17 protein-coding genes are annotated in these 22,679 nt (G+C 45.8%); 13 read left to right on the forward strand and 4 right to left on the reverse strand.

Going from position 1 to position 22,679, the window contains the following annotated elements; genetic code table 11:
• Positions 1-63: 63 nt before the first annotated feature.
• From grpE to GTH32_RS07325, 5 genes are all read left to right on the forward strand, one after another.
• Positions 64-702 carry a nucleotide exchange factor GrpE gene (gene grpE / locus GTH32_RS07305; protein WP_163084588.1) on the forward strand — a complete coding sequence of 213 codons (639 nt, stop codon included), beginning with the start codon at positions 64-66 and terminating at the stop codon, positions 700-702.
• A 118-nt stretch (positions 703-820) separates the two neighbouring features.
• Positions 821-2,749: a molecular chaperone DnaK gene (dnaK, locus tag GTH32_RS07310; RefSeq protein ID WP_163084589.1), complete on the forward strand. Its 1,929-nt coding sequence runs from the start codon at positions 821-823 to the stop codon at positions 2,747-2,749.
• Between the two features lie 177 nt (positions 2,750-2,926).
• Positions 2,927-4,060, forward strand: coding sequence for a molecular chaperone DnaJ (gene dnaJ, locus GTH32_RS07315; protein ID WP_163084590.1), 1,134 nt, complete (start codon positions 2,927-2,929; stop codon positions 4,058-4,060).
• A gap of 154 nt (positions 4,061-4,214) precedes the next feature.
• The gene (locus GTH32_RS07320; RefSeq protein ID WP_163084591.1) at positions 4,215-4,700 is read left to right on the forward strand and encodes a c-type cytochrome; all 486 of its coding nucleotides are present in this window, start codon (positions 4,215-4,217) and stop codon (positions 4,698-4,700) included.
• A gap of 380 nt (positions 4,701-5,080) precedes the next feature.
• Positions 5,081-6,985 carry a propionyl-CoA synthetase gene (locus tag GTH32_RS07325; protein WP_163084592.1) on the forward strand — a complete coding sequence of 635 codons (1,905 nt, stop codon included), beginning with the start codon at positions 5,081-5,083 and terminating at the stop codon, positions 6,983-6,985.
• A 24-nt stretch (positions 6,986-7,009) separates the two neighbouring features.
• On the opposite strand, the gene GTH32_RS07330 is transcribed toward GTH32_RS07325, so the two are convergent.
• The gene (locus tag GTH32_RS07330; RefSeq protein ID WP_163084593.1) at positions 7,010-7,693 is read right to left on the reverse strand and encodes a cytochrome b/b6 domain-containing protein; all 684 of its coding nucleotides are present in this window, start codon (positions 7,691-7,693) and stop codon (positions 7,010-7,012) included.
• Positions 7,694-7,935: 242 nt separating this feature from the next.
• On the opposite strand from GTH32_RS07330, the gene dapB reads away from it, so the two are divergent.
• The 6 genes from dapB to GTH32_RS07360 all read left to right on the forward strand — a co-directional run bounded on the left by dapB (position 7,936) and on the right by GTH32_RS07360 (position 15,301).
• A complete protein-coding gene (dapB, locus tag GTH32_RS07335; protein ID WP_163084594.1) occupies positions 7,936-8,739 on the forward strand; it encodes a 4-hydroxy-tetrahydrodipicolinate reductase in 804 nt (267 codons plus the stop codon).
• A gap of 364 nt (positions 8,740-9,103) precedes the next feature.
• Positions 9,104-10,234, forward strand: coding sequence for a glutamine-hydrolyzing carbamoyl-phosphate synthase small subunit (gene carA / locus GTH32_RS07340; RefSeq protein WP_163084595.1), 1,131 nt, complete (start codon positions 9,104-9,106; stop codon positions 10,232-10,234).
• Between the two features lie 13 nt (positions 10,235-10,247).
• Positions 10,248-13,469, forward strand: a complete 3,222-nt coding sequence (gene carB, locus GTH32_RS07345; RefSeq protein WP_163084596.1) for a carbamoyl-phosphate synthase large subunit — start codon at positions 10,248-10,250, stop codon at positions 13,467-13,469.
• Between the two features lie 117 nt (positions 13,470-13,586).
• Complete coding sequence (gene greA / locus GTH32_RS07350; RefSeq protein ID WP_163084597.1) at positions 13,587-14,063, forward strand: transcription elongation factor GreA; 477 nt, start codon at positions 13,587-13,589, stop codon at positions 14,061-14,063.
• A 216-nt stretch (positions 14,064-14,279) separates the two neighbouring features.
• Positions 14,280-14,843 carry an NUDIX domain-containing protein gene (locus GTH32_RS07355; RefSeq protein WP_163084598.1) on the forward strand — a complete coding sequence of 188 codons (564 nt, stop codon included), beginning with the start codon at positions 14,280-14,282 and terminating at the stop codon, positions 14,841-14,843.
• A gap of 65 nt (positions 14,844-14,908) precedes the next feature.
• Positions 14,909-15,301, forward strand: a complete 393-nt coding sequence (locus GTH32_RS07360; protein ID WP_163084599.1) for a DUF3224 domain-containing protein — start codon at positions 14,909-14,911, stop codon at positions 15,299-15,301.
• A gap of 186 nt (positions 15,302-15,487) precedes the next feature.
• Here the strand turns inward: GTH32_RS07360 and GTH32_RS07365 are convergent, their stop codons facing one another.
• Positions 15,488-15,940 carry an Hsp20 family protein gene (locus tag GTH32_RS07365; RefSeq protein ID WP_163084600.1) on the reverse strand — a complete coding sequence of 151 codons (453 nt, stop codon included), beginning with the start codon at positions 15,938-15,940 and terminating at the stop codon, positions 15,488-15,490.
• A gap of 371 nt (positions 15,941-16,311) precedes the next feature.
• On the opposite strand from GTH32_RS07365, the gene GTH32_RS07370 reads away from it, so the two are divergent.
• Positions 16,312-17,493 carry an acetate kinase gene (locus GTH32_RS07370; protein WP_163084601.1) on the forward strand — a complete coding sequence of 394 codons (1,182 nt, stop codon included), beginning with the start codon at positions 16,312-16,314 and terminating at the stop codon, positions 17,491-17,493.
• A gap of 40 nt (positions 17,494-17,533) precedes the next feature.
• Complete coding sequence (pta, locus tag GTH32_RS07375) at positions 17,534-19,672, forward strand: phosphate acetyltransferase (protein WP_163084602.1); 2,139 nt, start codon at positions 17,534-17,536, stop codon at positions 19,670-19,672.
• Positions 19,673-19,811: 139 nt separating this feature from the next.
• Here the strand turns inward: pta and GTH32_RS07380 are convergent, their stop codons facing one another.
• Together GTH32_RS07380 and lnt are read right to left on the reverse strand one after the other, a co-directional pair.
• Positions 19,812-21,137, reverse strand: coding sequence for a Xaa-Pro dipeptidase (locus GTH32_RS07380; RefSeq protein ID WP_246223173.1), 1,326 nt, complete (start codon positions 21,135-21,137; stop codon positions 19,812-19,814).
• 16 nt (positions 21,138-21,153) lie between these two features.
• Positions 21,154-22,674 (reverse strand): apolipoprotein N-acyltransferase, encoded by a 1,521-nt coding sequence (lnt, locus tag GTH32_RS07385; protein WP_203565409.1) that lies wholly within the window; start codon positions 22,672-22,674, stop codon positions 21,154-21,156.
• Between the last annotated feature and the right edge of the window lie 5 nt (positions 22,675-22,679).

A 22,679-nucleotide genomic window follows, 5' to 3' on the forward strand; every position in this document is an offset into this window, starting at 1 on the left:
TTACTCCTCACTATTTTTAATAGCTAGAGGGCAGAGAATAGATATAAACGTTTGGAGGTAGGCATGAGCGACAACCGCGACGTGCAGGCAGATCAAGAAAACACAGTAGATGAAACTGTACAGGTAGAAGAAGGCGCTCAGGCTCAACCAGCTGACGCGGCTGAAACAGAAAAGAACGATGCGCCTGAAGATGACAACGCGCAACGTATTTATGAGTTGGAAACCGCGCTTTCTGAAGCGCAGTCAACCATAAAAGAGCAACAAGAAGGTGTTCTTCGTGCACGTGCTGATGCTGAAAATGCCCGTCGCCGCGCAGAAGGGGAAGTGGAAAAAGCGCGTAAATTTGCGCTAGAACGCTTTGCCGGTGAACTCCTTCCGGTAATTGACAACCTTGAGCGTGCCATTGAAATGACCGATGGCGAAAATGAAGCGGTTAAGCCGTTGCTTGAAGGTGTGGAAATGACACATAAAACTTTCCTAAGCACCATTGAGAAATTCGGATTAAGCCTTATTGATCCGCAAGGCGAAGCCTTTAACCCAGACTTGCATCAAGCTATGTCGATGCAAGAGAGCGCTGACCATGCACCTAATACAGTAATGGCAGTGATGCAAAAAGGGTATCAAATAAACGGCCGCTTGTTGCGCCCTGCTATGGTAATGGTATCGCGTGCACCAAGTGAAGGTGTCGATACTAAGGCGTAATTAAGCGTTTAGGTGTAACAGACACAAAAAAGTCGGTTTTTTTACCGACAAGTATTGAAAAAGTAGGGAATAACCCTATTAAAAGTACAGACTTTAAAAATATTTCGGAGATACAAAAATGGGTAGAATCATAGGTATCGATTTAGGTACAACTAACTCATGTGTTGCTGTGCTAGACGGCGACAAGCCTCGCGTAATCGAAAACGCTGAAGGCGATCGTACAACACCATCAATCATTGCATATACTAACGACGGCGAAACCTTAGTAGGTCAGTCAGCAAAGCGTCAGGCGGTAACTAACCCTGAAAACACGTTGTTTGCGATTAAACGTCTTATTGGTCGTCGTTTTCAAGATAAAGAAGTACAACGCGACATCGACATCATGCCTTTCAAAATTGTTGGCGCAGACAATGGCGATGCGTGGGTAGAAGCGAAAGGCGAAAAAATGGCGCCTCCACAGGTTTCTGCCGAAGTACTTAAGAAAATGAAAAAAACCGCCGAAGACTATCTTGGCGAAGAAGTAACTGGCGCAGTTATCACTGTACCTGCTTACTTTAACGATTCTCAGCGTCAAGCAACAAAAGATGCAGGTCGTATCGCGGGTCTTGAAGTTAAGCGTATTATCAACGAGCCAACTGCGGCCGCGCTTGCTTATGGCATGGACAAAAAACAAGGCGATAACGTTGTAGCTGTATACGATTTAGGTGGTGGTACATTCGATATCTCTATCATCGAAATTGATGAAGTAGACGGCGAGCACACGTTTGAAGTACTAGCAACTAATGGTGATACTCACCTAGGTGGTGAAGACTTCGATAACCGTGTAATCAACTACCTTGTTGAAGAGTTTAAGAAAGATCAAGGCATCGACCTTCGTAAAGATCCGCTTGCTATGCAGCGTCTTAAAGAAGCGGGTGAGAAGGCGAAAATTGAGCTTTCTTCTTCACAGCAAACTGAAGTTAACCTGCCGTACATCACAGCTGACGGTTCAGGTCCTAAGCACTTAGCGATTAAACTAACGCGCGCTAAACTAGAGTCTTTGGTTGAAGACCTAGTGAAGAACTCGCTTACACCGCTTAAGCAGGCACTTGCGGACTCAGATCTCTCTGTAGGCGACATTCAAGACATCATCCTTGTAGGTGGTCAAACACGTATGCCGCTTGTTCAGAAGTATGTGTCTGAGTTCTTTGGTAAAGACCCACGTAAAGACGTGAACCCCGATGAAGCGGTTGCCGTAGGTGCAGCGATTCAAGGTGGCGTACTTTCTGGTGACGTTAAAGACGTACTACTTCTTGACGTTACGCCATTATCGCTAGGTATCGAAACCATGGGCGGCGTAATGACAGCGGTTATCGAGAAGAACACGACGATCCCAACGAAGAAGTCGCAAACCTTCTCAACGGCTGAAGATAATCAGTCAGCGGTAACGGTTCACGTAATTCAAGGTGAGCGTAAGCAAGCTAGTGCTAACAAGTCGCTTGGCCAGTTTAACCTAGAAGGTATCCGTCCAGCAGCACGTGGTGTACCGCAAATCGAAGTAACCTTCGACCTTGATGCTGATGGTATCCTACACGTATCTGCAAAAGATAAAGATACTGGTAAAGAGCAGAAGATCACCATCAAAGCTTCTTCAGGCTTAACTGATGAAGAAGTAGAAAAAATGGTAGCAGACGCAGAAGCGAACAAAGAGTCTGATGCGAAGTTTGAAGAACTTATTCAAGCGCGCAACCAAGCTGATGGCATGATCCACGCTACGCGTAAGCAGCTAGAAGAAGTAGGTGATGCACTAAGTGCAGAAGACAAAGCGCCTATCGAAGAAGCACTTACTGCGCTTGAAACAGCAACTAAAGGCGAAGATAAAGCTGAAATTGAAGCGAAAACGCAAGAGCTTATTCAAGCGTCAAGCAAACTTATGGAAGCAGCGCAAGCCCAAGCGGGCGCGGCAGCTGGCGGTGCAGAAGGCGGCGAAGCTGACGCCTCTGCCAAAGCAGATGACGATGTTGTTGACGCTGAGTTTGAAGAAGTGAAAGACGACGAGAAGAAGTAAGCTGTTGCGATAAGCCCGGTGCGCCGGGCTGATTAAGCAGTTCAGGCGCAGCAGGATATTCTTGTTGCGCCTTTGTTATGTAAACACCATGGCAATAATCGTGGTGTTTTCATAACATACAGATGTAGCTTCGACAGGCGTTAGAACTGTCGACAATAAGTAGGGTAAGTAAACGATATGTCGAAACGTGACTACTACGAAGTGCTAGGGGTAGATAAAAGCGCTGGCGAACGCGAAATTAAAAAAGCGTATAAAAAGCTTGCGATGAAATTTCACCCCGACCGCACACAAGGCGATAAAGCACTGGAAGATAAATTCAAAGAAATCCAGGAAGCCTACGAAATACTGTCTGATTCGCAAAAGCGTGCGGCGTATGATCAATACGGCCATGCTGGTGTCGATCCTAATCGCGGTGGCCAAGGCTTCGGTGGTGGTGCTGATTTCGGTGATATCTTCGGTGATGTATTTGGTGATATTTTTGGTGGCGGTGGTCGTGGCGGCCGTCAATCACGCGCACGTCAAGGTTCAGATCTGCGCTACAACTTAGAACTTTCACTTGAAGAAGCGGTACGCGGTAAAAGTGTAGATATCCGTGTGCCTGCACTGGCCGAGTGTGAAGTGTGCGATGGTACTGGTGCTAAGTCGGGCTCAACACCTAAAACCTGTCCTACTTGCCATGGTAATGGCCAAGTGCAAATGCGCCAAGGCTTTTTCGCCGTGCAGCAAACGTGTCCAACGTGTTCTGGCAAGGGTAAAATTATTGAAGACCCTTGTAATAGCTGTCATGGGCATGGGCGTAAAGAGAAGACCAAAACCCTTAATGTGAAAATTCCTGCAGGGGTTGATACAGGCGATAGAATTCGCTTAAGTGGCGAAGGTGAAGCAGGAGAGAATGGTGCTCCTCCAGGCGACTTGTATGTTCAAGTACATGTACGCGAGCATAAGATATTTACCCGTGATGGTAGCAACCTCTATTGCGAGGTTCCGCTTAGCTTTACCACAGCAGCGCTTGGCGGCGAGCTAGAAGTGCCCACCCTAGATGGCAAAGTGAAACTGAAAATAAGCCCTGAAACCCAAACAGGCCGTATGTTCCGCCTACGTGGTAAGGGTGTGAAGTCAGTTCGAAGTGGTGCAACTGGTGATCTTATGTGTAAGGTTGTCGTAGAAACCCCGGTGAAACTGTCTTCACGTCAGAAGGAACTCCTTCAAGAACTTGAAGAGTCTATGGGTAAAGCGTCAAGCAAGCATAGTCCTAAAGCGCAAGGCTTCTTCGACGGTGTGAAGAAGTTTTTTGACGACTTAACCAACTAATTTTAGTTATTTATACCCATTTAAAGCCCTCACATTGAGGGCTTTTTTGTAGGTTTAGTCGTATATTCAGATAGGTTTGACGTAATAAACCTTGCTAAATTAAGGGCTATTGGTCAGGATAGTTTTAGTATTAAAACACGTTAAAGGAACAGGCATGAAAACAATGAAAAAAGCGTTAATTATTGCGCTATCGCTAGGGGCGATGTCATCAACCGCAGCGTTGGCTGCAGACGTCACCGAAGCATCTTCTGCGAAGCACGCAAAAGCGGCTACCCAATATCGTCAAGCTTTATTCCAACTCGTGCGCAGTAACATGGGCCCACTTGGTGGTATGGCTAAAGGGGCATTACCTTTTGATGAAAGCGTAATGGAAACCAACGCTGTACGCTTAGAGCAGCTTGCTGACATGATGGGCGACTACTTATCTGTAGATACCCGTGAGTTTGATGTAGAAACTGCTGCTAAAGACGGTCTATGGGAAAATTTCTCAGACGTTGAAAGCAAAGCCATGGCGCTTAAAAAGGCAGCGCAGGGCTTACAAGCAGCAGTTAAAGCCGGCGACAGCAGCGCTTATCGCGGTGCAATCGGTGAGATTGGTGCTAGCTGTAAGTCGTGCCATGACGATTATAAAAAAGACTAAATAAACCTTTTAGTTATCAAACCTTAAAAGCGGTGGCCAGTGCTTCATTGGCGGCCGCTTTGTTGGCCCTTCGAAATAACGCTAAACCAGCCTATAGCCTCACCTATTTTGCTTATTTGCTGTTTCCCTTATAACTACCCTCATAATTACTGCTCCTAATTACTTTAATGACCCGGGTTTCCGTATGCATTGAAGTGATTTCTACACGCTAAAAAACTAAACGGCCTTATTAAAATAAAATATAAAGCAAACGCGTGAATAAATAGTTAAAAAATTTTGTTTGTTTTTTCAGCGTATTAGCCCATCTAATGCCGAAGTCTTATACGTAAACCGGGGCGAACTAGCCTAGTGTTTTTTAAAACCCTACCTAGGACAAGGCTATGAATTACAAAAACGAGTATGCGCAATCAACGCAATCCCCTGATGAATTTTGGCTGCAACAAGCCAAAGAAATTGATTGGTACCGTAGGCCAACAATGGGGTGCACACCTTCCAATAACGGATACTATAACTGGTTTGAAGACGGGATGCTTAACACCAGTTATCTTGCCCTGGATTATCATGTAGATGCTGGTGTAGGCGATAAAGCAGCACTTATTTACGAGTCGCCGGTCACTCAAACCACACAGATCTTCACCTACCGCGAACTGCTAGAGCAAGTGGCGTTATTTGCCGGTGCGCTTTCACGCCTTGGCGTAACAAAGGGCGATAGGATTATTGTGTACATGCCTATGATCCCACAGGCTGCTATTGCTATGTTAGCTTGTGCGCGCATAGGGGCAATTCATTCTGTGGTGTTTGGCGGGTTTGCCGCCAATGAACTAGCGGTACGTATAGATGACGCTAAACCCACATTTATCGTAACCGCCTCCTGTGGCATAGAAGGTAGTAAGCTGCTGCCCTATAAACCTTTGGTAGATGAAGCAATAACCCTCGCGAAATATAAGCCCCAAGGGTGCATATTATTTCAGCGTGAACAGTTAAACGCTAAATTAAAGGCCGGTTTTGACCATGATTGGGCCTTATTAATGGCCTCTAGTGAGCCCGTTGCGCCGACTCCTGTAGAGGCTAACCATCCGCTCTATATACTGTATACCTCCGGCACAACAGGCAAGCCGAAAGGGGTAGTAAGAGACACCGGCGGCCACGCCGTGGCCCTTAATTATTCTATGGGCGCTGTATATGGCATAAAGGCGCAGGATACCTTCTGGGCAGCTTCTGATGTGGGCTGGGTAGTGGGGCATTCTTATATCGTTTACGGCCCACTAATAAAAGGGGCCACCACAGTATTGTACGAGGGAAAGCCTGTAGGCACGCCTGACGCAGGCGCGTTTTGGCATGTAATCGAAAAGCACAAGGTGAATGTGCTGTTTGCAGCTCCCACCGCATTTCGCGCCATTCGCAAAGAAGATCCAGAAGCCACAAAGCTCGAAAAATACGATATAACAACGCTTCGCACCCTTTTTATGGCAGGAGAACGATTAGACCCGCCTACGTATTATTGGGCCAGCGAAAAACTTGCGGTTCCCGTTGTCGATCATTGGTGGCAAACAGAAACAGGATGGCCCATTTGCGCTAATCCTATGGGTATTGCACCAATGAAAACTAAGCCGGGATCATCAAGCGTGCCCACCCCAGGCTTTAATGTAAAAGTATTAGTCAATGCACACGAAGAGCAGGCTATAGGCGCAAAAGGCGCTATTGCCATTAAACTGCCGCTTCCACCGGGATGCCTATCTACAATATGGCAAGATCATCCGCGCTTTATTAGTGGCTACTTAAACGAGTTCGACGGTTATTATAGTACCGGCGACAACGGCTACATTGATGAAGATGGTTATGTTTTTATTATGGGGCGTACCGATGATGTTATTAATGTGGCCGGACACCGACTTTCCACCGGGGAAATGGAAGAAGTGTTAGCGGGCCATCCTGCAGTGGCTGAATGTAGTGTGATAGGCGTGCACAATGACGTAAAAGGGCAGTTACCTGTGGGGCTAGTATTACTTAAAGACGATGTATTGATAGAGGAAAGCGTACTTGAAAAAGAATTGATTGAACGGGTAAGAGAAGCGATAGGGCCGGTGGCGTGCTTTAAACGCAGTATTGTGGTGAATAGACTGCCAAAAACCCGTTCGGGTAAAATTCTTCGAAAGGTGCTTAGGCAAATTGCTGGCAATGAGCCTGTGACCGTGCCTTCAACAATTGACGATCCTAGCAGTGTCGATGAGGTATCCTCGCTGATGCGTGAAAAAGGGCTCGTCGCAAGCGACGAGCACAAGTAAGTCCTTTCATCCCGTTAGCGCCTGTTAATAGTACATGTCGCTTACATCGGGCACGGGGGGCAATACTTCAACGGCCAGGTAGATAAGCGCCGCTGAAATGAGCGCCACCACAATCGCGCGTAGTATGCGTGAGTGAGTGATGCCTGCACTGGCGCTTTCTTTAACCCCGTGAAACATAGGTGGCACGAGCTTCTGTTTTTTATAAACGCTATAAAAAATAATGGCGCCGATATGCAGCGCAATTACATAAAGCAAAATATCAAACGCAAGATGGTGCAGGGTATTCATCAAGTCTAAAACATCGCTACTAACAGCACTGCGGTAAGGGCCATCCAAAAAGATATCATCGGTCATAAATAACCCGCTAACACCTTGTATTATAAGCAGTGCCAACATAACGATAACAAACCAGCCTCCGAGTGGATTGTGCCCAGCTACCGGCGTACTATCGCGGTTAAATAAGGTGCCTAGGTATTGAATAACAGCCTTTGGCCCTTTTACAAACTGCGAAAAGCGCGCATACGTAGGCCCAATAAATCCCCAGATAAGACGAAAACACAGCAGGCCCAAAGTGAAATAGCCAATATAGAAATGCCATTGGGTTGCACTATCAAGCCATTCTGCGGTCGCGTATTGGGCCAAAATACAAATAACTAAAAGCCAGTGGAATAAGCGTGTGGGAATATCCCAGATAAGTTGTTTTTGCATAAAGGTACGACCTTATATCTAGAGGTAGAGTAAACCAACAGTTCGCCAAACACTTAATGTATAGCCAAGCGAATAAATAAGCTATCAAGCTTACCGTTGAAATACACTTAGGCTAAGTAAATTTTCTATCAAGGTAATTAAATTTGCGTTTATCGACTATTTTTAGCCGTTCGCATTGCAATAGTGCAGGCATTTGGCAAAATGCCTGCAAGGTTGAAAGAAACATATAAAAGACTAATTACATGAAGGTAGGTTTATTCGGCGCCAACGGGCGTATGGGCAGAGTGCTCATTGAAGCATTAGATCAAAGTGACCAGGCAGAGCTTAGTGTTGCTACGGTAAGAGATGACTCTCCGTGGGTAAATATGAACGTAGGTGAGTTAGCCGGTATTGGCAAACAAGCTATCGACTGTAGTGCTATGTCTAGCTTAACCGCCAAAGATGCTGATGTGATGATTGATTTTACACTGCCAGTTATTTTTGAAACCAATATAGCGTGGTGTGTAGAGCACAAAATGCCGGTGGTTATAGGCACCACTGGCCTTAGTGAAGCGCAACTGGCTACCCTAGATGAAGCGGCTAAGCAGATTCCTATTGTATTTGCGGCAAATTACAGCGTTGGCGTAAATCTCATGCTGTCACTGGTGCGTCAAGCGGCAAGCGTATTGGGCCACACGGCAGATATTGAAATTACAGAAGCTCATCACAGGTTTAAACAAGATGCGCCTTCTGGCACGGCCATGGCAATTGGTGAAGCCATTGCGGATGAATTAGGCCGCGACCTTAAAACCTGCGCCGTGTATGGCCGCGAGGGGAAAGAGCCGGAACGAGACCAAGGTACGATTGGCTTCGCCACCGTGCGTGCCGGGGACATTGTCGGAGAACATACGGCGTTATTCGCAGACATTGGTGAGCGTTTAGAAATTACTCATAAAGCGTCGAGCCGCTTAACCTTCGCTAAAGGCGCTGTGCATGCAGCACAGTGGTTGCATGGCAAAGATGCTGGCCCATACTCCATGGTGGACGTACTTAACCTTAAACTCTAGGGCAGCGAAGTTTATCACGACTAGGTGGGGTTGAATCGCTCTGGCAAAACCTTCTTATTTAGCTTACTTGCTTTAAATATAACCACTAAGCTGGGTTTTCGACGGTTTAACCCTAAAAAGACGCTGTAAGCGTTATTTTGAATAATTACTGCAAATAAATTAGACATTTTCAGTCAGTGATGTATACTCGCCGGAATTTGCCAGAATTTCGTATTCTGAAGCTGAGAAATCGGCGGAAGTCTACGGTTTTATTAGCTGCAAAGATCGTAAAACGGGTTGCATTATTTAACTAATCTCCCGTTTTTTGTGGGGTTTGTGCGAAATGCTGCATAAACACATAGTTATCCTTAATCTGGAGGTTGACTTGGCTAATTCTGCCCTTTTGGTGTTAGAGGACGGTTCTGTCTTTAAAGGTACGGCGATAGGTGCTCAAGGTACTGCCGTTGGTGAAGTTGTTTTTAATACTTCAATGACTGGCTACCAAGAAATCATCACCGACCCATCCTACGCTGAACAAATCATCACCCTTACTTATCCTCACATTGGCAACACTGGAACTAACGAAGAAGACGTTGAAGCAGATAAAATCTGGTCGAAAGGTCTTATTATTCGTGATTTACCCCTCGTTGCTAGTAACTTCCGTCAACAGCAGACATTGTCTGAATACCTTGAAAGCAAAGGTGTTGTGGGTATTGCTGATATCGATACTCGCCGATTAACACGTATTCTACGTGACAAGGGGGCGCAAAATGGCTGTATTATTTGCACCGACGAGCTAGACGAAGCCAACGCATTAGAACAAGCAAAAGCCTTCCCAGGGCTAAAAGGCATGGACTTGGCAAAAGTAGTGAGTATTACTGAGCCAAAAACATGGACTGAGGGAAGCTGGAAACTAGGCGAAGGGTACGTTACCCCTAGCGACACTAAGTATCATGTCGTTGCCTACGACTACGGTGTGAAAAGCAATATTCTTCGTATGCTTGCCGACCGTGGCTGTAAAATTACCTTGGTGCCTGCGCAAACGCCGGCCGAAGATGTATTGGGTATGAACCCCGATGGTGTATTCCTTTCTAATGGACCAGGCGATCCAGAGCCTTGTGATTATGCCATTAGCGCAATTAAAACCATTGTCGATACTGGTATCCCTGTGTTTGGTATATGTTTAGGCCACCAACTCCTTGCCTTGGCAAGTGGTGCAACAACGGTGAAAATGAAGTTTGGTCACCATGGTGCCAACCATCCAGTAAAAGATTTAAAACGAAACGTGGTTATGATCACCAGTCAAAACCATGGTTTTGCGGTAGACGAATCAAGCTTGCCAGATAACCTTGAAGTTACCCACGTTTCTTTGTTCGATAAATCTCTGCAAGGTATTCATCGTACCGATAAGCCAGCGTTTAGTTTTCAAGGTCACCCCGAAGCAAGTCCAGGGCCCCACGAAGCTGCGCCGCTATTCGACCACTTCATTGAATTAATCGAACAACACAAGCAGTAGGAACGAGCCCGTTATGCCAAAACGTACCGACATACAAAGTATTCTTATCATTGGTGCTGGCCCTATTGTAATTGGCCAAGCCTGTGAATTTGACTATTCAGGCGCGCAAGCGTGTAAAGCGCTGCGTGAAGAGGGTTACCGTGTAATATTGGTAAACTCTAACCCTGCCACTATTATGACCGACCCAGAAATGGCCGATGCAACCTACATCGAGCCTATTCATTGGGAAGTTGTACGCAAGATCATTGAAAAAGAGCGCCCAGACGCGGTGCTACCTACCATGGGCGGCCAAACGGCGCTTAACTGTGCTCTTGAACTTGACAAGCACGGCGTGCTGGAAGAGTTTGGTTGTGAGCTTATCGGCGCTACCGCAGACGCTATCGATAAAGCGGAAAACCGCGAACGTTTCGACCAAGCCATGAAGAACATAGGCTTGGAATGTCCCCGTGCTGAAATTGCTCATAGCATGGATGAAGCCCACGATGTACTAAGCCGTATAGGCTTTCCGTGTATTATCCGTCCGTCATTCACCATGGGTGGCTCAGGTGGCGGTATTGCTTACAATATCGAAGAATTTAACGAAATTTGTGCCCGTGGTCTCGACCTTTCACCTACCAAAGAACTGCTTATTGATGAGTCTTTGTTAGGCTGGAAAGAGTATGAAATGGAAGTGGTACGCGACAAAGCAGATAACTGCATTATTGTGTGCACCATTGAAAACTTCGACCCTATGGGCGTGCATACAGGTGATTCAATTACCGTTGCTCCTGCACAAACGCTAACAGATAAAGAATTCCAGATTATGCGTAACGCTGCTATGGCAGTACTACGTGAAATAGGCGTTGAAACAGGTGGTTCGAACGTTCAATTTGGTGTTGATCCTAAAACCGGTCGCTTAGTTATTATCGAAATGAACCCCCGTGTATCTCGTTCATCGGCATTGGCCTCTAAGGCGACAGGTTTCCCTATAGCGAAAGTGGCTGCCAAGCTTGCCGTAGGTTATACACTCGATGAATTGGACAACGATATTACAGGTGGCCTAACACCGGCATCTTTTGAGCCTTCGATAGACTACGTTGTTACAAAAATTCCTCGTTTTAACTTTGAAAAATTTGCTGGTGCTAACGACCGTCTTACTACGCAAATGAAATCGGTGGGTGAGGTTATGGCTATTGGTCGTAACCAGCAAGAATCGCTTCAAAAAGCACTTCGCGGCTTAGAAGTGGGCGCCAACGGCCTTAATTCAATGGTTGATTTGGACGACCCAGAAGCGCGCAATAAAGTTATATACGAATTGCGTGAACCTGGTGCTGAGCGTGTTTGGTACATCGGTGATGCATTCCGTATGGGAATGACCGTGGATGAAGTCTTCAACTTAACCAATATCGACCCTTGGTATTTGGTGCAACTAGAAGACCTTATTAAGCTTGAAGACCAAGTGGCGCAAAGTGGTCTTGCAGGTATTGATGCAGACTTTATGCGTCAACTTAAACGTAAAGGTTTCTCAGACTCTCGCTTAGCCGAATTAACCAAAGTAGCTGAAAGTGACGTTCGCGAAGCTCGCCGTGGCTTTGACATCTCACCGGTATATAAGCGCGTTGATACTTGTGCGGCCGAGTTCTCAAGTAGCACAGCTTACATGTATTCAACCTACGATGAAGAGTGTGAAGCGCAACCAACCGATAAAGACAAGATCATGGTGATCGGTGGTGGTCCAAACCGTATCGGCCAAGGTATCGAATTCGACTATTGCTGCGTGCACGCGGCTTTATCGATGCGCGAAGACGGTTACGAAACCATTATGGTTAACTGTAACCCAGAAACCGTATCTACCGACTACGACACCTCAGATCGTTTGTACTTTGAACCTGTGACACTAGAAGATGTGCTAGAAATTGTTGCGAAAGAACAGCCTAAAGGCGTGATTGTGCAATATGGTGGCCAAACGCCTCTTAAGCTAGCCCGTGAACTAGAAGCAGCAGGTGTACCTATTATGGGCACCTCGCCAGAGGCGATTGACCGTGCTGAAGACCGTGAACGTTTCCAGCAAATGGTGAATAAGCTTAGCCTTAAGCAGCCCGCAAATGCCACAGTAACAAACATTGAACAGGCCCTATCAATGGCCGAAGCAATCGGCTTCCCATTGGTTGTTCGCCCTTCTTATGTACTTGGCGGCCGGGCGATGGAAATCGTCTACGACATTAAAGATCTTAAACGCTACCTAACAGAAGCCGTTAAGGTGTCTAACGATGCCCCTGTCTTGTTAGACCGTTTCCTTGATGATGCTATCGAAGTTGACATTGATGCCATCTGCGACGGTAAAGACGTGGTTATTGGCGGTATTATGGAGCATATTGAGCAAGCTGGGGTTCACTCAGGTGACTCGGCATGTTCACTTCCACCTCATTCATTGCCTCAGGCTATTCAAGACACCATGCGTGAGCAAGTGCGTGCAATGGCATTAGAACTTGGTGTAGTTGGTTTAATGAATACCCAGTTCGCAATTAAAGATGGCGAAGTTTACTTGATTGAAGTAAACCCACGTGCTGCCCGTACAGTGCCCTTTGTGTCGAAAGCCACCGGGGTTCCATTGGCCAAAGTTGCCGCACGAGCAATGGCGGGCGTAAGCTTGGCAGAGCAGGGCGTTACAGAAGAAATTATTCCGCCGTTTTTCTCGGTGAAAGAAGTGGTACTGCCTTTTGCTAAATTCCAAGGTGTTGACCCACTTCTAGGGCCAGAAATGCGCTCTACCGGTGAAGTAATGGGGGTGGGCGATACTTTTGAAGAAGCCTATGCGAAAGCAAACCTTGGTGCTGGCGCGCCACTTCCTAAAGCTGGCAAGGCGTTAATTTCGGTACGTGATACCGATAAAAATAAGATTATCGACCTGGCCAAAGCGCTTACGCAAGCAGGGTTTAGCATTGAAGCCACCCGCGGAACTGCAGCTACCCTTAATGATGCTGGTATTCAATGCTCGGTAGTAAACAAGCTGTCTGAGGGCCGTCCTAATATTGTGGATGCCATCAAAAACGGCGAGTATGCTTACTTAGTAAATACAACAGAAGGGCGTCAAGCGATTACCGATTCAGTGTACATACGCCGTGAAGCTTTGTTGAATAAGGTAACTTATACCACCACAATGAATGCGGCATTTGCCACTATTCGCGCTAAGTCAGCTGACGATCGCAATAAAGTGGCTTCTGTGCAAGAGCTTCATGCAAGACTGAATCACTAATGACATAAAGCCGGATACGCGGTATCCTTCTTATATGACATTTGTGTGAATGAATAAAAGTGCGCCTACGCGGCGCACTTTTCTGTTTAAAATATCCAGCCAGGTGAGACTGTAACCATGAGTCAGTATCCAATGACAGCGCATGGCGCAGAGCTATTGCGTGAAGAATTAAACGAGCTTAAAACTAAAACACGTCCTCGTATTATCGAGTCTATCGCGGAAGCCCGTGAGCATGGCGATTTAAAAGAGAACGCTGAATATCACGCTGCGCGTGAGCAACAAAGTTTCTGTGAAGGGCGTATTCAAGACATTGAAGCTAAACTGTCTAATGCGCAAATTATCGATGTGACTAAGTTAGAAAACACAGGTAAAGTGATTTTCGGCACTACGGTAACTATTTTAAATGTTGATACTGATGAAGAAACTCGGTATCGCATAGTAGGTGATGACGAAGCTGATATTAAGAACAACTTAATTTCGGTTAATTCGCCAATTGCCCGTGGTCTTATTGGTAAAGAAGTTGACGATGTGGTGACAATTCAAACCCCAGCAGGGGGCGTTGAAGTAGAAATCATCGAAGTAGAGTACATCTAACACGCATTTATCTAATTAGCTCTAGATAACGTATAACGTTTAAACGCCGGTAATAGTAACCGGCGTTTTTGTTTCCCTTTCTTTTGTCACGCCTTTGGCGCATAACTTTTCTCCCACCTGTTCTTTGTTCAATCTAGTAGGCTAAATTAGGTTGCCGTGTGTCACGCTGCCTCGTACACTCATATTTCTTTGCAACATTTTAATGGGGTTAGCTAGATGTCGGATGATACTCACACTCGCGTAAAAGATATTGAAACCCTTTCTTCGCAGGTGGTATATAAAAATAAATGGCTTACGGTTAAAGAAGATAAAATCCGCCGTGCTAGCGGGCAAGAGGGGATATATGGGGTAGTGGAAAAGCCCGACTTTGCCATTATTTTACCTATTCACAACCACACTATTTATCTTGTTGAACAATACCGTTATACCATTGGACAGCGTATGTTAGAACTTCCCCAAGGCGCATGGGAAGCAAACCCAGACGCTGATCCTTGTGAATTGGCCAAAGGTGAGCTTAAAGAAGAAACGGGTATGCAAGCAGAACATATGCAATACGTTGGTTTTCAGTATCTTGCCTATGGATTTTGCAATCAGGGGTATCATATTTATTTAGCTACAGGCCTTAGCCAAGGCGAGCAGTCTCTTGATGCGGAAGAGGAGGATCTAAAAATTATCCCTATGCCGCTAGATAAGTTTCATCAAAAAGTTGTTTCTGGTGATATCAAAGATGCGTCGACTTGTAACGCTTACGGATTAGCGAAATTAAAAGGTTTTCTCTAATACGTTGTACAGCCTACGAGCAATTCGTTAAGCTGATATAGAATTGATATAAAAATAGGAACATTATGAATTGCTTAGGACAATTTACCATTGCGAACTGGGATGAAACAACGCTCGTAGAACGATGTGATAACGTTAAAACTTCCCATGCAACCATTAAGCAAAAATACAGTGGTGATATTGTGGGAGAAAGCGAAATTGAGTTTCTCATGTCATATCAGTCTAAAACTCAGGCAAGGTTCACCGGCTTTGAAACCTTCACAGGGGTTATTCAAGGTAAGCGGGGTGCAATTACATTTCAACATTCCGGCACTTTTGAAAATGGCGTGGCCAGCAGTCAATTTGAGTCGGTAGCGCTAAGTGCCACTGGCGAGCTAGCAAACATGGCTATATCCGGGCGCTTTCGTTCAGGAGAAGCCGGGGTGGCCAATTACCAATGTACCCTAAACGATTGTTAGAAAAGATTATTGGAGTATGGATTTAGCCATACTTATTAATTACCGGCTTTTACGCTGGATGAATAAGGGGGCTTTAACCACGTTATATCTCGGATTTATTCAACGTAGTGCTCAATAAGAAAGTGCACAATAAGAAACGGCGCCAAAAGGCGCCGTTTCTAACCAGGGAAATTCACATTGAAAACGTTATGAGTTTTCGATTAGGCGTGACCCTATTTCAATTTGACGAGGTTTTTTCGCCTCAGGAATGACACGTTCCATATCGATGTGCAACAACCCGTTTTCCATATCTGCAGCCAGTACTTTCACATGGTCGCCCAACTGGAATTTACGTTCAAAGTTGCGTTCGGAAATACCTTTGTGAAGAAACTTACGTTCCTTTTCGTCTTTGTCATTTTCTTCAGCGTTCTTTTTACCAGTGATAGTTAACGTGTTTTCTTGTACTTCAATAGACACGTCATCAGCACTGAAACCAGCAACAGCCATAGTTACCCTGTACTTGTCGTCAGCAAGTAGCTCAATGTTATAGGGAGGGTAAGTGCTTTGCTTATCAGCACGGGATGCTGCATCTACAAGTGCGGCTAAGTGGTCTGAACCAATGAATGAACGGTAAAGTGGAGATAGATCGATAGTACGCATAGTCATATCCTTAAAAATTAAAGCAATATGTTAGAAAAATTTGCCCCGATTATTCGGCGACAGTTTTGTCGACCTGACCTTTCAGCGCCGACAATTCATATATAGGGTGGCAGAAATCCTTTTCAAGAGAATAATTGAAAAAAAATAAAAATTATTTTTTTACTCTGATCTAAGGCGAGGTTTTACGAGAATGTAACAACGTACTGAAGCGAGTGTTAAAAGCTTGCTTAAAATAACCCTAAAGCTGATAAATATTGGTAGCAAATCTCGATTTTAAGCTAAAATTAAAATATTGTTTAATAAGCTAAATATTCGCTTGTTGTTATACTGAAGTGGATTATAGATTAACTATTTTACTTTAAAGTGATCAGATGAAAAAAGACGTTGTGGTTTTAAATTGTGGTAGTTCATCGGTAAAGTTTGCCATTATCGATGCCAATACGGGCAAGGCCGGTTTATCGGGCATTGCAGAAAGCTTAGGCAACAGCGATGCAAGCCTTACGGTGAAACATGAAGGAAAGAAAATCCAGAAAGAACTTTCCGATAATGCCAGCCATAGTGAAGCGCTCAACGCCATTCAAAATGTCATTTCAAGTACCGGCGTTCAACCTGTGGCGATAGGCCACCGTGTAGTCCATGGTGGGGAACGCTACAAAAGTGCCGCACTGGTTAACGAACAGGTTTTAGCTGACATAGAAGAGTACGCGAAAATGGCGCCGCTACATAATATGGCCCATTTAAAAGGTATTCTAACCGCCCAAAAAGCCTATCCTACACTGCCGCATGTGGTGGTGTTTGATACCTCGTTTTTCCAAAGCATGCCAGAAAAAGCCTACTTGTATGCGTTACCTAAAGCGCTCTATCGTGAACACGGTATTAGACGCTACGGGTTTCATGGCACTAGCCATAAATTTATTTTAGACAGTACCGCGAAAATGCTTGATAAGCCGGTAGCAGAAACAAGTATCATCAGCGCTCATTTAGGCAACGGATGCAGTGTATCTGCAATCAGCAAAGGCACAGCGGTAGACACCAGCATGGGGTTTACGCCACTTGAAGGCTTAATGATGGGAACACGCTGCGGCGATATAGACCCAAGCCTTCCGGGAACACTACAAGAGCGCCTGGGTAAAAATGCAGAAGAAATTAAAGATTTAATGAATAAATCCTCTGGACTGCTTGGTGTTTCCGAACTTAGTAACGATTGTCGCATTCTAGAAGATGAGGCCGAAAAGGGGCATGAAGGCGCAAAGCTAGCCATTGAAATTTTTTGCTATCGTCTCGCTAAATATATAGCTGGCTATATGGTTGCAGTGCCTTCCCTTGATGCCATTGTATTTACTGGTGGTATAGGAGAAAACTCGTCGCTTATTCGCCAAACTACGATGGACTATTTTGCCTATATGGGCGTAGAAGTTGATAACGAACGTAATTTAGCTAAGCGTTTTGGCAAAGAAGGTGAGATTTCTACACCGTCGTCCAGTAAGCCCGTGTTGGTTGTGCCTACCAACGAAGAATGGGTGATTGCCGCTGAAGCGGTACAGTTCGCTTAGCATTTTGCTAAGCGGCTTTCTTAATTAGGCAGGAGATTATATGTCACGCAGAATAATGTTGATCCCAGTAGGAACCAGTGTGGGTTTAACTACTGTCAGCATGGGTTTGGTACGCGCGTTAGAAGAGCAAGCCATTAAAATCAATTTCTTTAAACCCCTCGCGCAGCCTCATCGAGGAGATACGGGCGAAGAACGCTCTACCGCTATTATTAGTCATCATTGTAGTGTTAAGCCAATAACGCCATTTGAGCTTAGTTACGTTGAGGAAATGATAAGTAACGACAACACCGATGAGCTTCTTGAAGAAATTATAGAGCGCTTTGAACAACACCAAGAGCCTGATGCTGTTACAGTTATTGAGGGCTTGGTTACCACCCATCATCACCCTTACGCCGAGCGACTGAATTTAGAAATTAGCCGCGCACTTGATGCCGATATTGTATTTGTATGTGTGCCGGGCAACGAAAACCCGGTGGATATCAATCACCGTCTTGAGATAGTGGTTGATACCTACGGCGGTCACAAAAGTAAAAAGGTAGTAGGGTGTATATTCAACAAAGTAAATGCCCCCATAGACGAACATGGCCGCCTGCGCGTAGATATAGGCGCCATTGAAGCCACAGAGCATGATGAGACGCGCAGTGAAGCACTTCGCAACTTACCTATATTCTCCCGGGGTTTGGCATTTTTAGGCGCCATAGATTGGAGTGCCGAGCTTATGTCGCCTCGCGCCATTGATGTTGCAAAGCATTTACGCGCTACCATAGTGAATGAAGGTGACATATCGGCGCGACGTTTAAGCAGCGTGACTTTCTGTGCGCGTGAAATACACAATATGACCCACGCGCTTAAACCAGGGGCCTTATTGGTTCTTTCCGGCGACCGAAGCGATGTGTTTGTATCATGTTGTTTAGCCGCGCTAAACGGCACTAAACTGGGCGCATTATTGCTCACCGGCGGGTATAGCATTGACGAGAACATTCAAGCGCTGTGCAGCCAAGCGATGGAAGCGGGTTTGCCGATTATGTCAGTAAGTACTAACACTTGGCAAACAGCGCAAAATCTTCAAGCGTTTAACCAAGAAGTGCCGGTTGATGATAGCCAACGCATTGAAAAAGTGATGGTGCATACTGCGGAAAGTTTAGATGCTAAATGGGTGAACTCTTTGACTGACAAGGTTACCCGCCGCAAAAAGTTATCACCTTCGGCCTTTCGTTTTTATCTTACCAATCGTGCACGCCAGGTTAATAAACGTATTGTACTGCCTGAAGGCAATGAGCCTCGCACCGTAGTGGCAGCATCAATTTGCGCCAAACGCGGGTTAGCAAGGCCTGTTTTGTTGGGCGAAGAAACTGAGATTCGGCGTGTTGCAGAGCAGCAGGGTGTCACCCTTAGCGATGGGGTAGAAATAGTTTCACCTTCTACTATTCGAGATAGCTATGTGGAAGGGCTAGTGGCGCTTCGCGGCCATAAAGGCGTGACAGATGTGGTAGCTAAAGAACTACTACAAGATACGGTAACCCTAGGTACTATGATGCTTCAACAAGGCGATGTGGATGGCTTAGTATCTGGCGCAGTTAACACCACGGCGAATACCATTCGTCCTGCGTTACAGTTAATAAAAACCGCGGAAAACGCCTCATTAGTGTCCTCTGTGTTCTTTATGTTATTGCCCGACCAAGTGCTCGTATATGGCGATTGTGCGATTAATCCTGATCCTAACGCACAACAACTTGCGGATATCGCGATTCAGTCGGCAGCGTCTGCCGAAATGTTTGGTTTAGAGCCTAGAGTTGCCATGATTAGCTACAGCACCGGCGACTCTGGTGCAGGTAGCGACGTAGAAAAGGTTCGTGAGGCAACCAAAATAGCGCAATCCTTGCGTCCCGATTTACTTATTGACGGGCCGTTACAATATGATGCAGCTGCCATTGAGAGTGTAGGGCGCAGTAAAGCACCGAATAGCCCTGTTGCGGGTAAAGCAAATGTGTTTGTATTCCCTGATTTAAACACAGGGAATACCACTTACAAAGCCGTACAGCGTAGCTTTGACCTAGTGTGTATTGGGCCCATGCTGCAAGGTATGCGTAAGCCTGTAAATGATTTAAGTCGTGGTGCTTTAGTCGACGATATTGTATTTACTATTGCGCTTACCGCTATACAAGCTGAAGGTGAGTAGGTACACGATGAGGCATTGGGCAATAGTTATACCCCTACTATGCTTTAACCATTGCCTCGTGCTAACGCATGATGGTAAGTGAATAAAAAAAGGCGTGTTGTGAATAACAACACGCCTTTTTTATACTTAACCACGTCTATTACATAGCTAACGACTTAACAATAGCGCCGTCTTTCATTACAAAGTGAACGTCTTCCATTCTACTCATATCTTCTAACGGGTTACCTGGCACCGCTACTATGTCGGCCAACTTACCTTCATCTAAGCTTCCTAATGTAGACGACTGCTTTAACAGCGTTGCCGAATTAATAGTGGCGGCTTGAATCGCTTGCATTGGTGTCATTCCAAAAGTAACCATACGGGCAAATTGTTTTGGGTTGTCGCCATGCGGGTAAACACCGGCGTCAGAGCCAAAAACCATGTTTACCCCAGCATTCACCGCTTTGGCAAAATTTTCGCGTTGTAGCTTACCCACCTTGCGTTCCTTGTTTAAGCTCTCTTCTAAAATACCGGCTTTTTCACCTTCACCTAAGATATATTCAGTAACGTAAATATCCATAGAGAAGTAAGTACCGTGTTCTTTAGCTAAAGCAATCGCTTCATCGTCTAGTAAGCTCACATGCTCAACAGAATCTACACCTGCTCGAATAGCATCTTTAATGCCGCTGGTACCATGAGCATGGGTTGCTACGGTAAGGCCACGAAGGTGGGCTTCTTCAACCAACGCTTTCATTTCTTCAAGTGAATACTGCTGGGCACCTACTTTGGTGCCTTTAGATAGCACGCCTCCGGTAGCGCAAAATTTAATTACGGTGGCGCCATACTTAATATTTCTACGTACTTTTTTGCGAACTTCCCAAGGGCCGTCAGCCACGCCTTCGCTGTAGTGTTTATATTCGAAAGGCAGTAAGTTGTTATCGCAATGCCCGCCAGTTACACCAAGTGAAGGACCAGCAACAAACATACGAGGGCCAGGAATGTCACCTGCATTAATGGCATCTTTTAATGCGACATCGGTAAACCCTGGCGCACCCACATTACGTACTGTGGTAAACCCTGCTTCTAAGGTTTGTTTAGCGTGTTTTACACCCGTGATAGTAGCGCGGGGCAAGGATACTTCTAGGCGCTTATAACCATGTTGTGTAGCGTCGCTGGTTAAGTGGACATGCATGTCCATAAGACCAGGCATTAACGTTGCGTCGCCTAAATCAACGCGGGTCGCATCTGCGGGTAAATTCAGCGTATTGGCCTTACCAGAAGCGGTAATGATATTGTCGTTTACAACTATCGCCGCCTGCGTAATAACGCGGCCGTTGTTAACATCTATCATTCTATCTGCGGTTAATACAATTGTATCTGCAACAACGGCGGTAATTGACAGTGAAGCCACAGCAACCGCCGCAGTAGAAAATGCGGCTACTCTACTGCCTATTTTAGTGGCCAAATCTATCATTAACGATTTCATTAGTGCTCCTTTATTTTTATTTTGCAACAGCGTTTGCACGCATACGTTTTTGTAAAACGAGCGCGAAGCATAAAAGTAATGATACCAGCAACCAAACCGCAATATCGCCAACCCTATGGTACGGCGTAGCGCCTTTGGTTGCCGTAACGGGCGCACTTATACTACCAGCTTCAAACTGTGGTAAACGGGCAATTATCTCGCCTTTATGGTCGATAAACGCAGTTATACCATTGTTGGTAGCGCGCAGCACTGGACGACCAAATTCAAGCGCCCGCATCCGCGCAATTTCTAAATGTTGCGCCGGGCCGTGTGAATGACCGAACCAGGCATCATTACTTACGGTAATGAGCATGTCGGTATTACTGTTAATATTAGCACCTACTTGGCGAGGAAACGCTATTTCAAAGCATATTGCCGGTGCTAAGTTAATGCCATTTGCTGTGAGGTTTGTTTGTTGAAAATCGCCACGGGCAAATGAGGACATGGGTAAGTCGAATAACGGAGCTAACGGACGTAACCAATTCTCAAAAGGGACAAACTCCCCCACTGGCAACAAATGATGCTTAGCATAGCGATTATTATGGAAGTATTGGTAGGTAGGTGTTTGTGCTTCGGGGATACGCTTGCCCAGGACAATAAGGTTGTTCCACGCTTCCTGCGACTCCCAATTGTAGTTTACGATACCGGTTATAAGTGCACTATTGTGGTTAAAAGCCTGCTCGTTTACCAAGGTTAAATAGTCCTGCGCCAAGGGTTCTAGCTTTGGCACAGCCGCTTCTGGCCAAATGATAAGATCGCTTTGCCACAGGCCCTGCGTTAGGGTGAGATATTTATCCATAGTGGGCTTATCTTGCTCAGGCACCCAGCGTAACGATTGCGGAATGTTACCTTGTACCATACCCACATCGTAGGTCGCCTTTGGGCTTACCCACACGTGTTGAAGTGCAATATAACCACTCACATAAATAGCAAGGGTGACAAGGCTACCGGCAACTAAACCTCGCGTTCGCGAACTGCAAACCAATGCAGAAGCAGCCATCACCAATAACGCTGTAATACCTGTTTCACCTATTATCGGCGCCCAACCTGCAAGAGGGCTATTTATTTGGCTATAGCCTAACGACAGCCAGGGGAACCCAGTGAGTAGCCAACTACGCAACCATTCACTCAGCACCCAAAAGAAGGGCAGAGCCAGAGGCCATAAGTTAACCGAAAAGAAGCGCGCAGTTATTTTAAATGCTAATGCCGGAAACAGAGCAAGGTAGCCGCACAACAGCAGCATAATGCCCACTGAGGCAATAAGCGGAAGGCCACCAAACTGGTCGATACTTACATGCACCCAACTTATACCCGCACCAAACCAGCCAAGGCCAAAAAGCCAGCCAGCCAAAAACGGCCGCGTGTTAAGTTTACTCACCTGTCTAACCGCTAGGGCCAACGCAGGAATCACCAAAGGCCATAGGCCGAAAGGGGCAAAAGCCAGCGTTAAGCTGGCGCCGCTTAATAAAAGCAGAATATAGGGAATAAGTGTTTTCAGTGGAG

Origin of the sequence: Alteromonas profundi (genome assembly GCF_010500865.1) — a bacterium.
In the GTDB taxonomy this organism is placed as follows: Bacteria; Pseudomonadota; Gammaproteobacteria; order Enterobacterales; family Alteromonadaceae; genus Alteromonas; species Alteromonas profundi.